General features: G+C 34.5%; 11 protein-coding genes. 1 reads left to right on the forward strand and 10 read right to left on the reverse strand.

Annotation, left to right across the window (positions count from 1 at the left end; genetic code table 11):
* Positions 1 to 3,432 (reverse strand): Ig-like domain-containing protein (locus tag BUC23_RS09610; RefSeq protein WP_139259821.1); only part of this gene is annotated, 3,432 nt, incomplete at its 3' end.
* A 1,026-nt stretch (positions 3,433 to 4,458) separates the two neighbouring features.
* Between BUC23_RS09610 and BUC23_RS09620 the strand changes: the two genes are divergently transcribed.
* Positions 4,459 to 5,529 carry a glycosyltransferase gene (locus BUC23_RS09620; RefSeq protein ID WP_073208919.1) on the forward strand — a complete coding sequence of 357 codons (1,071 nt, stop codon included), beginning with the start codon at positions 4,459 to 4,461 and terminating at the stop codon, positions 5,527 to 5,529.
* A gap of 131 nt (positions 5,530 to 5,660) precedes the next feature.
* On the opposite strand, the gene phoU is transcribed toward BUC23_RS09620, so the two are convergent.
* The 9 genes from phoU to BUC23_RS09665 all read right to left on the reverse strand — a co-directional run bounded on the left by phoU (position 5,661) and on the right by BUC23_RS09665 (position 14,734).
* Positions 5,661 to 6,338, reverse strand: a complete 678-nt coding sequence (gene phoU / locus BUC23_RS09625) for a phosphate signaling complex protein PhoU (protein WP_073208921.1) — start codon at positions 6,336 to 6,338, stop codon at positions 5,661 to 5,663.
* A gap of 116 nt (positions 6,339 to 6,454) precedes the next feature.
* Positions 6,455 to 7,213, reverse strand: a complete 759-nt coding sequence (gene pstB / locus BUC23_RS09630) for a phosphate ABC transporter ATP-binding protein PstB (protein WP_073208923.1) — start codon at positions 7,211 to 7,213, stop codon at positions 6,455 to 6,457.
* A gap of 48 nt (positions 7,214 to 7,261) precedes the next feature.
* Entirely contained in the window at positions 7,262 to 8,206 is a 945-nt protein-coding gene (gene pstA / locus BUC23_RS09635; RefSeq protein ID WP_084538327.1) for a phosphate ABC transporter permease PstA, read from the reverse strand.
* Between the two features lie 2 nt (positions 8,207 to 8,208).
* The gene (gene pstC, locus BUC23_RS09640) at positions 8,209 to 9,471 is read right to left on the reverse strand and encodes a phosphate ABC transporter permease subunit PstC (protein WP_073208924.1); all 1,263 of its coding nucleotides are present in this window, start codon (positions 9,469 to 9,471) and stop codon (positions 8,209 to 8,211) included.
* Positions 9,472 to 9,548: 77 nt separating this feature from the next.
* Entirely contained in the window at positions 9,549 to 10,382 is an 834-nt protein-coding gene (locus BUC23_RS09645) for a phosphate ABC transporter substrate-binding protein (RefSeq protein ID WP_073208926.1), read from the reverse strand.
* A gap of 99 nt (positions 10,383 to 10,481) precedes the next feature.
* On the reverse strand, positions 10,482 to 11,315 hold the full coding sequence (locus tag BUC23_RS09650) for a phosphate ABC transporter substrate-binding protein (RefSeq protein WP_073208927.1): 834 nt from the start codon (positions 11,313 to 11,315) through the stop codon (positions 10,482 to 10,484).
* Positions 11,316 to 11,353: 38 nt separating this feature from the next.
* Positions 11,354 to 12,709: a porin family protein gene (locus BUC23_RS09655; RefSeq protein WP_073208929.1), complete on the reverse strand. Its 1,356-nt coding sequence runs from the start codon at positions 12,707 to 12,709 to the stop codon at positions 11,354 to 11,356.
* A 143-nt stretch (positions 12,710 to 12,852) separates the two neighbouring features.
* Entirely contained in the window at positions 12,853 to 13,980 is a 1,128-nt protein-coding gene (locus tag BUC23_RS09660; RefSeq protein ID WP_073208931.1) for a sensor histidine kinase, read from the reverse strand.
* Between the two features lie 70 nt (positions 13,981 to 14,050).
* The gene (locus BUC23_RS09665; RefSeq protein WP_073208933.1) at positions 14,051 to 14,734 is read right to left on the reverse strand and encodes a response regulator transcription factor; all 684 of its coding nucleotides are present in this window, start codon (positions 14,732 to 14,734) and stop codon (positions 14,051 to 14,053) included.
* Between the last annotated feature and the right edge of the window lie 110 nt (positions 14,735 to 14,844).

Here is a 14,844-nt window from a genome sequence, read left to right on the forward strand (position 1 = left end):
ACCGCCTGTTACCGTTGAACTGTATGTGGTGTTCCCAGAGATGCAAATGTTTTGGGTTCCCGAAAGCGTTCCTGCACTTGCTGGAGCCGTTACCGTTACCGTTCTTGTCGCCGTTGCGTCTGAACATCCGCCCGTTCCTGTTACGGTATACGTGATGGTGGCCGTTCCTGAAGCAACTCCTGTTATTACGCCAGTTGATGGATGAACTGTCGCTTTTGAAGTATCGCTACTTGTAAATGCACCGCCTGTTACCGTTGAACTGTATGTGGTGTTCCCCGAGATGCAAATACTTTGAGTTCCAGAAAGCGTCCCTGCACTTGCCGGAGCCGTTACCGTTACCGTAACATCTTGGCATGCTGAATAACATAATCCATCCTCCCAACGCGCATAATAAGTTGTTGTTACAGCAGGTGAGGCAATAATCAAAGGATTTCCTGTTCCTACGGCCGTTCCGCCGCAACTTGATGTAAACCAGGTAACTAACGAGCCAGAACCTCCAGTCACGCTTAAATTAATTGTTCCCGCATCATCCGAACAGAAAGTATTTCTACTACTATTTGCAGATGTTGCCACTGTAGGTGCTGCTATCACATTAATTGTTTTAGTAGCGGTTAATTGCCCTGTACAATTGGAGGGCGCAATTCCTGTAGCCGTAATATTGAATGTCGTTGTTGTTGAAAGTATTCCTGTTGGTAAACTAATGGTGCCCCCTATTCCTGCAATTACAGAACCAACATTGGAGTTATCAGAATTATTTCTTAATTGATAATTAAAACCTACCTGAGAAAGAGCTACCCTAATATTTGTCGAAGTGTTACCGCAAATTGAAGTGGCATCAGAACCTACTGTTAAGGACAAGTTTGGAACGGCATTTACGGTAACGGTTACCGTTTCATCAAGCGTTTCTGTACAAGAACCAAAAGGAGTCTTTATAGCTCTTACTGATAATGTTGCATTTGCAGTAAGTACGGCTGAACTCAAAGTTATGGTTCCTCCTGTTCCCAAAACTGAAGATCCTGAATTAGCAGAAAGCGTGTTGTTAAATATTTGGTATATCACGCCCGCTTGAGAAGATACAACTTGAACATTTGCAACAATGCTTCCTGAACAAACAGTCGTATTATCTGGATTTACAGTTAAATTTTTTAACGGAAGCAAACAAACTATAGGTGTTGGATCAGACAATACCCCTTCACAATTTGTACCACTTGTAGCAGTTGCAGTTAAGGTTCCTCCAGCATATAATGATTTATTGAAAATCGTAGAAATTGTCCAGTCTCCAGAACCATCAACGGTCCCAGTGGCTAAAATTGTTTCTGCTAGATCCTGAAATACCGGATAGCCATCGATGTATAATTTAATCGTATTTCCGGCTGTCCCCTTACCGGAAACAGATGTTGTGTTTTCTATTATTGGATTTGGTGTTATTGTGACCGCATTCGTAGTTAGCGTACCAACCAAAACAGAATTGGAAGCATCACTTAATGAAAGGCATGTTCCCAGCGCTTTTGCCGAAATTGTACTACCTATAGCAATACTGATCCCTGATGATACGGACCATGTACTGTTTGCGGCAACGGTAGTAGAACCTTCTAATATTCCGTTTTCAAATACTTGAATTGTTGTCCCAGCAACTTCATTTGAAGACCCTGAAACACTAGTAATGGCAACAGTAGAGCAAATTGGTCCGTTAATTACAGGAGCATATGCCTTTCTAGTTATAGTAGCATTTACGACCCCTGTAGAAACACATTTACCAGTAGCTACTGCAGTTACAGATAAAGTTTGGCATTCACGGCTTGATAAAGACAGACCACTTATAGTCCAGTTTCCACCTGTTGTAGTTGTTGCAGTTCCAATTTGTGTTCCATTTGAATTAAGATAAATTGCAATCCCTGATACGTTATCTGGCGAAGCTACTGTTCCAGAAATTGAAGTTGTAGCTGTTGTTATAGTACTTGAAGTAAAACTTGGGTTGCCTGTAGTTCCACTTACAGCATACAAACATGAGGAAAGATAACTGGAAACACATTTATTAGGCTCTTTGAAAGTAAAATAATACATCCCGCTATTAAAACATTGCCCCGTTTTACATTCAAAAGAAACCAATTGATTCGCGGTAGTAATTGTCACTGGATTTGGAATGTTGCCTCCGAAGCCACTTGCTATTTGTGCTACTGTAAAATCTGAATTATACCATGTAAATATTGTCCCTATTGGAAAACTATTTACAATGTCAAATCCCTTACCGCCTGAAATTTTAGAAATAGTTACTGTTGTACTTGTTTGCGAAGTACAGCTAGGAGCAACGGTAATTGGGTTACAATTAGCTATAGAGACTCCTTTTCCAGGAGCAGTTGCAGTAGCACTTATAACTTGACCTGAAGCAAGAGCAGGAGCTATTCCAGATAAGGTCCAAACCCCGGCACTAACCGCAGTCGTTCCGATAGAAACCCCATCTTTATATACGGTTATCACCGTTCCATTAGCTTCTGTTGAAGTACCAGATACCGATGTAGCTCCAATATTAACACTGGAGATTCCAGGGCAAAGCGAACGATCTGGACATATTACACCAGGTGCACAAGGAGTGTAGTTATCAATAATATCTCCAAAGCAATTCTCTAGGTTATTCCCACAACTGGCATCATCTATACCTGCCAGATCCGAAGCAGAATTAAAATTACATATGGTAGATTTATTGGCGGCCATATTATCTACAATAGCCATACGAACCGGAGTTGTATTGGTTATTGAAAATTGGGATGCTAAATCGCTAAAATTCACATAGAAATCATAAAAATAATCTGGATCGCCGCAATTTGTTGTAAGTGCAATCGATTTCTGGTAATGCAAATTTAAAGGGTCATTATACGAAATAACCGGACTACAATTCATATTGTTCACATCATAAACAAAAACTCCAAACTTGGTAGCCAGCACAATTTCAATTTCAAAACCTGGATTAGAACTTGAATACTGTGGATCCTTATTTGGCCCCGTTCCACCAAATTTGCCATCGGTATCAATCAAAATACTATAACTTTTTGCATTGGGTGCAGTTTTCCCCATTCTCATTCTAAAAAGCCAATTATTCCCATTTAAATACGCCTGGACTGGATCTTCATCGCCCTGATCAACAAAATCGGTAAATCCGCAATCCGGACCAGGTCCGAGATCACTTGTAGGCTCCACCATAGGAAAAACTAAAGATTTATATGGAATTTCACTTTGAGCCTGATCATCAGTTGCAAAACCAGCTGTTGTAGCAGAAGTAAAACCGTCACCATTAGGATCTAGCACTGTAATTCCAGCCCCTGTTGCAGGTTCATATATTAGTCCTGGAGTTTGCCCATTGACATTGTTGAAAGCCAGAATAAAAAGTAGTGTAAGAAAAGAAATGCTTTTGGTTATAGAGAATTTTGTTTTCATGCAGGTGGTATTTCGGAAAGAAGTTTTTGGGGACAAATCAAAAAAATAAGGGGCTTGTTTATAATAAATAAGCGCAAATCAAGGAAGATAAAAATAACTAACCTTCTGGATGGAATATCTCTCTAAAGAAGAAACACTCATTTTGTTTTGTGCTTCTGAGAAATTATAAAAAACCATTTCATTCCAGTTTAGAACTTTAGTAAAACTTGAAATTACAAATAGGTGAGATTTGCCAAACTTGGCTTTGAGTGGAGATGTTATCATTAAATAAATACCTTGTAGCATCCTACCAAAAGGCATCAAAAAGAAAGATAATATTTTGCAACAAATTAGTATTAATTCCATGTGTTTTTACATTCAAGACCTGACTACATAGTTGCAGCAAAAATTACCTTATTCAGTTTGCAAAATATATAAATTTGTAGGAACAAAAAACCGTAACCTCGCTTAATTTTAATTACTCGATTAAATACGCTTTTCATAGATTAAGTGCATTTTAGTTTCCAATAAAAAAAAAATTGTAAGATGTTCGCTTCTAATATATTCAAAAAAAACTACCCTGTTATTAAGTGTTATCGAAATAATTGTGAAAAAAAAGAGAAAAATGCCGATAAACCGCTTTTTAAATTGACATCCGTTGTTGTATTTGTTAAAAAAAAAGGAAATAAATTCAAAAAAAATAACAGTGCAAAATCTGACTAAAAAAATTTGGTTGAATTTCCTTCAAAAAATAAAGAATTATATTTCGAAGGATCTTACAAAATATTTTATAAATTTCACCATCAAACATATTTGCGAAGAAATCTTTTTTCGGCATTTAAAACTTCCCGAATTTTGATATTTAATGGTTAAAGTGTAATTAAAAACCACTAATTTTTTATCAAGAAAAGACTTTATAATAAGCGGTGACGTTCAAACCACTAAAACATTGCATAATAATTTAATAGTATGGTAATACAATGAAAACATCAATAACGAACCAGTTAATGTATCTTTCAGAATAAAAAACAATTAGAATTACCAAATATGGATTTAGATGTTACCAATAAGACGATTCTGATTGCACCATTAAATTGGGGTTTGGGACATGCTACGAGATGTATTCCAATTATTAAGGCTTTACAGGAGAATAACTACATCCCCATAATTGCTTCTGATGGGATTGCCTTAGAAATATTACGAAAAGAATTTCCATATATACAGTTCCTTGAATTACCGTCCTATCATATTGAATATGCCAAAAATGCAAAGAATTTTAGATGGAAACTATTGAAAAATTCTCCAAAAATGATGGAAGCGATTTGGAACGAGAAAAAATTGGTCAAAGAATGGATTAAGAAATATGGTATTGAAGGAATTATATCTGATAATCGTTTGGGCGTTTTTAGTAGAAAAATACCTTCTGTTTTTATTACCCATCAGTTGAAAGTGATGACCGGAAATACGACATGGATTACTAGTAAATTACATCAGCATATTATAAAAAAGTATACCGCTTGCTGGGTTCCTGACTTTGAGAAAAACCCAAACTTAACCGGCGAATTAGGACATTTACCTAAAAATAATTTAAATCCCACTTACATTGGACCTTTAAGCCGCCTGCATAAAAAAGACACGGAAATAAAATACGATCTAATGGTAATCCTTTCGGGTCCTGAACCGCAACGAGGAATATTGGAAGAAAAATTAAAAATAGAAATTTTACGATACGATGGAAAAGTCATCTTTGTAAAAGGCATTGTAGAGAAGATTCAAAAAAAGGAGCAAATAGAAAATGTCACGTATTACAATTTCATGAATACACGACAACTAGAACAAATATTTAACGAAAGTGATTTGGTATTATGTAGATCTGGTTATACGACCATAATGGATTTGACAAAACTGGGCAAAAAAGCTTTTTTTATTCCTACTCCCGGCCAATACGAGCAGGAATATTTAGCCAAAAAGCTAAAAAAAGAAGGATTAGTTCCTTACGTAGAACAAAACGATTTTAAAATAGAACATCTCATTGAAACAGGACAGTACAAAGGACTTCCACAAATAGAAACGACGTTAGATTGGAAATCATTATTTCAGGTTTTTGAAGAGAAATAAAGGATTATTAATTGTATCAAATGCCTCCTTTGTACCATTTCTCTTTTAAACAAAAAACACACTAACACTACTTTAAAAGCCAGTAGTTAGTGTGTTTTTATTTGCATTTATTGTTGTTTAACCAGAAGCAATTAATTATCGGATTTCTTCTCACCAAATTTTTCGTGTTTGATTATTTTAGCATTAATCATAAAATAAACATATTCAGCAATATTAGTACAATGCTCTGAAATACGTTCTAAATGTTTTAAAACAATTACCAGATTTGTACCTGAAACAACCGTCTTAGAATTAGACTTCATCTCGTTGATTATATTGTGAATCGCATCATCACAATCATTTTTTATCGTATTGTTTAAAATAAAAATTTCTCCAATAGTATTTTCACTGCGAGTCAAGAAACATTCATTTGTTTTAATGGTAACAATCTCCACTTGTCTGGCAAGATCCGCAATATTAAACTTAACAATTAAGTCGTGCTTATCTTTAATGTTTTTGGATTTTTTTATAATGCTAATCGCCAAATCCCCTATACGTTCAATCTCATTACTAATTTGCATTGCCGACATAATAAAACGTAAGTCAGAAGCAACAGGCTGTTGCAAGGCAAAAATACTTTGACAAATTTCATCGATTTTTACATCTAATTTATCAATCTTATTTTCTACTTTTTTTACTTCTTTTCCTTCTGAAACAGGTTCTGACAGTAAAGCTTTTACAGATTCTTTTACTTGATTCTCTGCTAAAACACCAATTTTTTCAATTATATTTTTAAGTTTTTCTAATTCTATTTCAAAGTGTGACGCCATTTTTTTTCTCAATTTAAGTATTAAAAGATTAAAGAATTTAAAGATTCCGGAATTTGCATTTAAGACTTTTTTAGGCCTTAAAAATCTTTCCTTTTTACAATTTTTAAATTATTTTTTTATCCAAATCTACCTGTGATATAATCTTCGGTTTGTTTTTGCTCTGGTTTTGTAAATATAGCATTAGTTTTACCCATTTCAATCAACTCTCCCAGATAAAAGAACGCGGTATAATCACTTGTTCTTGCAGCTTGTTGCATATTATGCGTAACAATAATTATAGTGTACTGCTCTTTTAATTCATGAACTAATTCCTCTATTTTTGAAGTAGAAATTGGATCCAACGCACTTGCAGGCTCATCCATTAAAATAATATCCGGACTAACCGCCAACGTTCTTGCGATACACAAACGTTGTTGTTGTCCACCGGAAAGACCCAAAGCAGAATCATCCAGTCTGTCTTTTATTTCGTCCCAAATAGCAGCTTTTCGTAAAGAAGTTTCCACTATTTCATCTAATTCTGTTTTGTTTTTTATTCCATTTATTTTTGGACCGTAAGCGATGTTCTCATAGATAGATTTTGGAAAAGGATTTGATTTTTGAAAAACCATTCCAATTTTTTTTCTAATATTAACAACATCTACATTTTTGTCATATATATCAACTCCTTCAACCAGCATTTCACCAGTAATTTTTACATCAGGAATAAGGTCATTCATTCTATTGATACATCTTAAAAATGTCGATTTACCACATCCGGAAGGACCAATTAGAGCTGTTACTTTATTAGCCGGAATTTGCATCGAAATTTCCTTTAATGCCTTTTTTTCCCCATAGTATAATGATAAATCATTAACGTGTATTTTTATATCTTTCATGTTTCTTTATGTTATATCTAAAGTATAATTTATTAGTCAGATTTCAAATTATTTCGCTCTTCTTCTAATTCTGGATCTAATAATTACGGCTACTAAGTTTAATGATAAGGTAAGGATTAACAATACTAGTGTTGTAGCAAACTGAATAGGCATTGTTTTTTCGACATCTGAAGATTGAGTTGACATAATATAAATATGGTATCCCAAATTCATAAACTGATCACTCAAAGATTCCGGCAAAGTAGCTAAATAATAAGCCGCTCCAGTAAATAAGATAGGAGCTACCTCTCCTGCACCTCTGCTTACTGCCAGAATTGTCCCAGTCATAATTCCAGAAATAGACCCTGGAAGCACTACATTTTTAATGGTTTGCCACTTTGTTGCTCCTAAAGCTAAACTTGCCTCACGCAACTCACGAGGGATTGTTTTCAATGCTTCTTCAACAGAAACAATAATCACAGGCAGCGTAAGTAATGCCATAGTAAGACTTGCCCAAAGAATATTGGGTTGTCCCCAATGCAATTGTCCTGCATTAAACGTCTTATCTATTCCTCCACCAACAAACTGAATAAAAAATCCAAGTCCAAATAAACCAAAAATAATTGAAGGCACAACGGCTAATGTTCGAATAGAGAATCGGACCGCAGCTGCAATTTTCGAGTTTTCTTTAGCGTATTCCGTTAAATAAATAGCCGTTATAGTACCAAAAGGAACAGCTGCAATTGACATTACAATAACCAATATAAAAGTACCAATCAAAGCAGGAAATATTCCTCCTTCCGTCATTCCATTTGTAGGGAACGAGCTGATAAATTCCCATGAAAATTTTTCACGACCTTCATAAATAATAATACCTAAAATAATAAAAAGAACGGCTATAATCAAGAGCACTGCAATTTGAGTAATCCCAATAATGAATTTTCCTTTTACATCTACACCCTTTTTTTTGTTTGAAAAAAAGTGGTTTTCTGTTTCGTTGATAACTGTATTCATGATTATTTACCTTGAAATTTTTTGATTAATTTACCTTTTACATAAAACTCTGCAACGGCATTTAATGCAAACGAAAAGATGAAAAGTAATGATCCGATGAAAAACAAGACACTGTAATGGGTTTCTCCAAAAACTGTCTCCGCCATTTCTGAACCAATAGTCGCAGCAAAAGTACGCACACTCTCAAAAGGATTTGCTGACAATAGTGCAGCATTACCGGTTGCCATAAGTGCAATCATCGTTTCTCCAAAAACCCGACCAACTCCTAAAAGTAATGCGGCAAAAATCCCCGGCGTAGCAGCAGGTAAAATCACAAAAAAAGCAGTTTGCCATTTGCTGGCTCCCAGTGCTAAACTTGCCTCAGTAAATGTTTTGGGTATTGCTGAAAGTGCATCTTCTGATATGGTATATATAATAGGAATTGCAGCCAAGGCCATAGCAACTCCCCCAATGAAAGCATTTAATCTTGACTCATATCCAAAAACATCTTGAAAGAATGTCGCTAAAACCATCAATGCAAAAAAACCAATAACAACTGATGGAAACGCCGCCAGCATCTCAATGATAGGCTTAATGATTTCTTTGGCTCTTTTTGATGCAAAACAAGAAGTATAAATCGCCGCTAATATTGCAATAGGTCCGGCAATCAACATAGCGATTATCGTCACTTTTAAAGTTCCTATTAATAATGCTATTAAACCAAATCTGGGATGTTCAGAAACGGGCACCCATTCTGTAGTAAAAAAAGTGCTCCATGTTTTATCTGCACCTTCATTATTACTTCCTACTACTTCTTTCATTTCATCTGAAGAGGCTGCAACAGTTGGCTCCGCTTTTACATCACCGTATGTTTCTGGTTTTAAATCCTCATTAGTCACAGGTTCTGAACCGTAAGTTTCAGGCTTCAGGTCTTCATTGGTCACAGGTTCTGAACCATATGTTTCCGGTTTCAACTCTTCGTTTGCTACTGGTTCTGAACCGTATGTTTCAGGTTTTAATTCCTCCGTTGGTTCTGAACCATAAGACTCTGGTTTTGCACCTGAATCAGGAGCTGCCTCCATTTCGGTTTTTGCCTTCTCGGATGTACCAAAATTAAAAATAGGCAGTGACTCTTTAAAAACAAAAACAAAAATAAGAACAATGATAGCTATCGATAAAAAAGCAACCGATGAGATAATTTTTTCAGCTAGAAACTCAGAAAGTCTAAATTGTTTTTTCAGGCTTTCTTTAGTGAAATTTTGCTTATTTGGAAATTCGGAATTCATTTATTTTATTTAAGAATTCATAAGTTATTTATTAAAAAACACTCACCCAAAAACTGTGAATGCGACAAAAGCTAATATTATTTTAAAGGATAATACCCTACTTCTTCCACCATTTTTTGTCCTTCTGGACTCAATATCCAATCGATAAAAGCTTTAGCTTCTCCTGTTGGTTGCGACTTCAAATACATATATAAATATCTTGAAATTGGGTAGGTTTTATCTTTTATAGTTTCAGCAGTTGGCAAAATTCCTGCACTTTTAGCGTCTACTTTAATTTTACAATCTTTTACCCCTTCTGCATAAGCAGCACCGCCGTATCCAATACTGTATTTGTCCTTTTTAACTGCATTTACAATTGCAGCTGTACCCGGCAAAGTTTGACATGTTTTTGAAAAGTCTGTTTTTACTACATGCTCTTTAAAAAACTCAAAAGTACCAGAACTGCTTTCTCTACCGTACAATTGGATTTTTTCATCGTCACCACCTACCTCTTTCCAATTCGTAATTCTGCCAGAAAAAATATCGCTTAGCTGCGCTAGTGTAAGTTCTGCTACGGGATTTTCTTTATTTAGAAAAACGGACAAACCATCCTTGGCGCAAGCAATTTCTAAACCACTAGTTTTATATTTTTCCTTTAATTGATCTACTTCAGATGGTTTCATAGGGCGACTTGCATTTGCAATATCCGTTGAACCATTGATCAATGCCGCAATACCTACACCAGAACCTCCTCCAGTTACCTGAATTGTAGTTTTAGGATTTTTTTTCATAAATGCCTCAGCCCATTTTTGAGATAAGATCACCATGGTATCTGAACCTTTTACAGTTACCTTTTTCGATTCGCTAGAAGTACATCCTATTACCATAACGGCCAATAAGATCGTTACAATTTTTAATTTACTTGTTTTCATAATTTTCTATTACTAGGGTAAACATTAAATCTATTTAGGTTTTAAAATACAAAAGTATCCCTCACTGGAAAAACCAGTAAGGGATACTAAAAGCCTTAATTATTTTACAGGAAAATAACCTACTGATGTAATGATTTTTTGACCTTCTGCACTTAAGATCCAATCGATAAACGCTTTAGTTTCACCTGTTGGTCTTGATTTCAAATACATGTATAAATATCTTGTAATTGGATACGTTTTGTTCTTGATAGTTTCTGCAGTTGGTGCAATACCTGGACTTTTATCGTCTTTTTTTACTTTACAATCTTTTACACCTTCAGCGTAAGCAGCACCACCGTAACCTATTCCTAATTTGTCTTTCTTAACTGCATTTACAATAGCTGCAGTTCCTGGCAATGTTTGACAACTTGGAGAGTAATCTGTTTTTACCACATTGTCTTTGAAAAAAGCAAACGTACCTGAACTACTTTCTCTACCATATAATCTAATATTTGCATCTATACCACCTACTTGTTTCCAGTTTGTAATTTTTCCGGCAAAAATTTGACCAATTTGTTTTACTGTTAGTTCCGAAACTCCATTCGCTTTGTTTAAATAAACAGACAATCCATCTTTTGCACACGGAATCTCAACACCTAAAGTACTATATCTTGATTTTAATTTATCTACCTCAGATGATTTCATAGGACGACTAGAATTTGCGATATCTGTTGAGCCATTAATCAATGCAGCAATACCTACACCTGAACCACCACCTGTTACTTGAATCGTTGTTCCTGGATGTTTTTGCATATACACCTCAGCCCATTTTTGTGACAAAATAACCATGGTATCAGACCCTTTAACTGTTATTTTATTCAATGATGTAAAAGAAAATCCTATTGCTATAACAACTAATAGAACAGCTACTAATTTAATTTTTGTTGTTTTCATTTTATTTTATTTTGTGTTTTAAAGTCTAATCTATTGAATTAAAATCCAGCTTGAATTCTAATTGTAAACGTGTTATCTAATTTGTCTTTTATATAATCGCCACCCACTGTGGTACTTTTTTCATTAATTGGTAAACTATAACCAGCAACGATTTTTACATTATCATCGTAAAAGTATTGCCAAGAAAATGACCAGTTATTGTATTTCAAATCTTCTTTAATAGTCACCGCATCTCCTGCTAGATGTCTGTTTGGATCCCAACTGTCATATCGAACTGCAATTTGATTGCTCTTTCCAATATTTTTTACCAAAGTAGCATAGTATCCTGAAAAATCTCTAATCCCATTAAAATTAAAACTAGGATTGCTATTTGCTACAGGCAACGCTGTAGTTGATTTTTCGCCTGATATCTTTCCAGAAATATATTCTCCTTTAAGAGACATTCCTCCAAGAAAATCATAATAAACTCTCATCTCACCACCGAACCATCTTTTTTGAAAACTATCCCCAACTTTAGCCGTGAAATTTTTATTATTTACATCGCTAAAAGTTCCAGCCTGTAAAACTGCAGTGTTACCTAAGTAAGTATGAGCTCCTATATCAATTCCCAAACCTTCTGATGGAAACTTGAAAGAATAAACTCCTCTCATCATTACATCTTTCTTATTATCGACATCTCTAAGATTATTTGTCAAAGAACCTTCTCCATAATTTCCGTTAAAAACAGCTAACTGAAATTTAAATGGGATCTCATATTTGGTTTCTAAATCCATTTCAATTTTTGCTCCCAAGTCTCTCTCTTGCGGGTACAAAATTCCAGACATTCTGCTTCTTTCTAACAATTCTCTTGAGCGTGAAGAAAACTCCACTTCGTAACTCGTTCTGTTGAATTGTCCTAAAAACAACTTAAATGTTTGCAGCCATTTATCATTTAACTGAACATAAGCATCTCTTAAAGTAACTTTATCAAATGCATAATCCGGTTGAATAACAAATACCGCACCAGTAACTGGCTCATATGTTAATTTTACACGTGCTCTTCTGATAAAAAAAGTGTTTTTTATAGGCACAGCAGTAGTAGAAGGCCCTGGTCCAATATTGTCTTGATAATTATACATCTCGTATTGCGCTTGGATGTATCCAGAAAATTTAATTTTGGTTAATTTTCCCAAATCACTATCCATCGTAGCCAGTCTTTCATCCAAACCTGAAAATTTCATAGAATGCTCATCTACAGATTCTTTCAAAGATTCTATTGTTACCGTTTTAACGGAATCAACACTCATTGTTTCTAAAGAATCAACAGCTACTGCTTTAATTGTATCACTCTTGACATCTTGTGCATTAGCCAACACTGAAGTCATAACTAAAACTGCAAATAAAATTTTTTTCATCGTTGTTATATGATTAATTTTTTTGCAAAGGTGAACCTGTTATGTTAAGCGAATGTTAACACAATATTATGTTGATGATAAATTATTGTTTAGTAAAGGTTTTCAATCTTTTTTGTAAGATTTACTCATGTTAATTTTAATATTTACTTTTTATTTAACTTATTGATACTAAGACTTTTATTATAAATTTGTTCGAGATTCAGTTCTGGCTTTCTTAATCTGGCTTTCTCGATTGTAAAGGAAAACTCAGACCCAATGCCAAACTCACTCTCTACATATATTTTCTCCTTGTGCGCTTCTATTATGTGCTTCACAATTGCTAACCCTAGCCCTGAACCTCCTTCTGCACGGGAGCCGCTTTTATTTACTCTGTAAAAACGTTCAAAAAGCCTTGGGATATTTTGTTTTTCTATTCCTTCACCATTATCCGTTATTCGAACTAAGACCTTTTTCTTTGTCAAATTGACAATAGCAACTTCAGTAAGGCCGCCTTCTTTTCCGTATTTTATGGAGTTTACAATTAAGTTCTCGACAACCTGCTGAATCTTATCTTTATCTCCATGCACTAGAATAGGTTGTATATGATAATTTTCAAAGGCCAATGTGATTTTCTTTTTATCTGCTTTCATTTCCAATAAATCGAAAACATTTTGCACTAATTCAACAATATCAAATTCAGAAAACTCGAGATTCAAATCACCAGACTCCAATTTTGTAATCATATCTAAATCTTCGACGATGTAGATTAATCGCTCTACTCCTTTCTCGGCACGTTTTAAATATTTTTTACGAACTGTTTTATCATCCATCGCACCATCGATAAGCGTAGATAAATAACCTTGCACAGTGAATAAAGGCGTTTTCAATTCATGAGAAACATTACCAAGAAATTCTCTTCGATATTCTTCTCGAACCTGCAACATTTCTATTTCCAATTTTTTGTCCGTGGCAAATTTCTTAACTTCTCGGGTTAAGGTTTCCATATCAGTAGTAATGGGCTGATTTATAAACGAACTGGATTCCAATAAAGATACATCGTCGTATATTTTTTTTACTCGTCTGTAAATAAACCGTTCAACCCTATATTGCAAAACTAGAAAAGAAAATAAATAAATGATGAAAAGACAAACAAATCCAAACAATAGTAAATCATTACCTTTCGAGCCAAAGAATAATGACACCATTATCACAGCAAATCCAGCAGCAAAAAGGCTAATGAATAAAGCTGATTTTATGGCAAATTTATAGGTTTTTTTAAAATTTATTTTCATTGATTTTACATCTCGCCGTCACAGCAATTTGATTTTGCATTTTGTTATTCTTATAAAAATGTACGTCTGATTACACTTCAAATTTATAACCAACTCCTTTTATAGTTTTAAAAAAATCTTCTCCAATTTTTTCTCGTAATTTTCTAATATGGACATCTATTGTTCTTCCGCCAACAACAACTTCATTTCCCCAAACTTTGTCTAGAATTTCGTCTCTTTTGAATACTTTTCCAGGCTTTGAAGCCAATAAATAAAACAATTCAAATTCTTTTCTAGGTAAAGCTATTTCAACATCGTCTTTTCTTATTTTATATTCTTCACGATTTATTTCGATCCCACCTACATTAAGCGTTTCACTATTTTGCTCTTGCTCTTTTAAGCGTCTTAACAATGCTTTTACTTTACTTACTAATAGTTTTGGCTTGATTGGTTTCGTAATATAATCATCGGCACCGGCATCAAAACCGGCAACTTGAGAATAATCTTCGCTTCTTGCTGTTAGGAAAGTAATAATCACATTATTCAGTTCCGGGATTTTTCTAATGTTTTCACAGGCTTCCATTCCGTCCATCTCTGGCATCATTACATCCATGATAATTAGATCAGGTAATTCTTTCTTAGCCTTTACAATAGCTTCTTTTCCGTTTGCTGCGGTAAATATCTGATATCCTTCCTGAGTAAGATTGTACCCGACAATTTCCAAAATATCCGGTTCATCATCTACTAATAGAATCTTCGTGTTTCTTTTTTTCATAAATAGAAAAATTATATTAATCTGATAGAATTTACGCCTGAAATGCTCAGTGATTTTCAATTCCGATTGTAAATATAGCAATAAAAGAACCGTTTAAAAATCACATTAAC

This window comes from Flavobacterium xinjiangense (assembly GCF_900142885.1).
GTDB classification, from domain to species: Bacteria; Bacteroidota; Bacteroidia; order Flavobacteriales; family Flavobacteriaceae; genus Flavobacterium; species Flavobacterium xinjiangense.

Excerpts from the sequence above, each read along its gene's own strand:
- pstC (WP_073208924.1), bottom strand. The coding sequence starts at position 9,471 with ATGAATTCCGAATTTCCAAATAAGCAAAATTTCACTAAAGAAAGCCTG.
- BUC23_RS09650 (WP_073208927.1), bottom strand. The coding sequence starts at position 11,315 with ATGAAAACAACAAAAATTAAATTAGTAGCTGTTCTATTAGTTGTTATA.
- BUC23_RS09645 (WP_073208926.1), bottom strand. The coding sequence starts at position 10,382 with ATGAAAACAAGTAAATTAAAAATTGTAACGATCTTATTGGCCGTTATG.
- pstB (WP_073208923.1), bottom strand. The coding sequence starts at position 7,213 with ATGAAAGATATAAAAATACACGTTAATGATTTATCATTATACTATGGG.
- BUC23_RS09620 (WP_073208919.1), top strand. The coding sequence starts at position 4,459 with ATGGATTTAGATGTTACCAATAAGACGATTCTGATTGCACCATTAAAT.
- BUC23_RS09655 (WP_073208929.1), bottom strand. The coding sequence starts at position 12,709 with ATGAAAAAAATTTTATTTGCAGTTTTAGTTATGACTTCAGTGTTGGCT.
- phoU (WP_073208921.1), bottom strand. The coding sequence starts at position 6,338 with ATGGCGTCACACTTTGAAATAGAATTAGAAAAACTTAAAAATATAATT.
- pstA (WP_084538327.1), bottom strand. The coding sequence starts at position 8,206 with ATGAATACAGTTATCAACGAAACAGAAAACCACTTTTTTTCAAACAAA.
- BUC23_RS09665 (WP_073208933.1), bottom strand. The coding sequence starts at position 14,734 with ATGAAAAAAAGAAACACGAAGATTCTATTAGTAGATGATGAACCGGAT.
- BUC23_RS09660 (WP_073208931.1), bottom strand. The coding sequence starts at position 13,980 with ATGAAAATAAATTTTAAAAAAACCTATAAATTTGCCATAAAATCAGCT.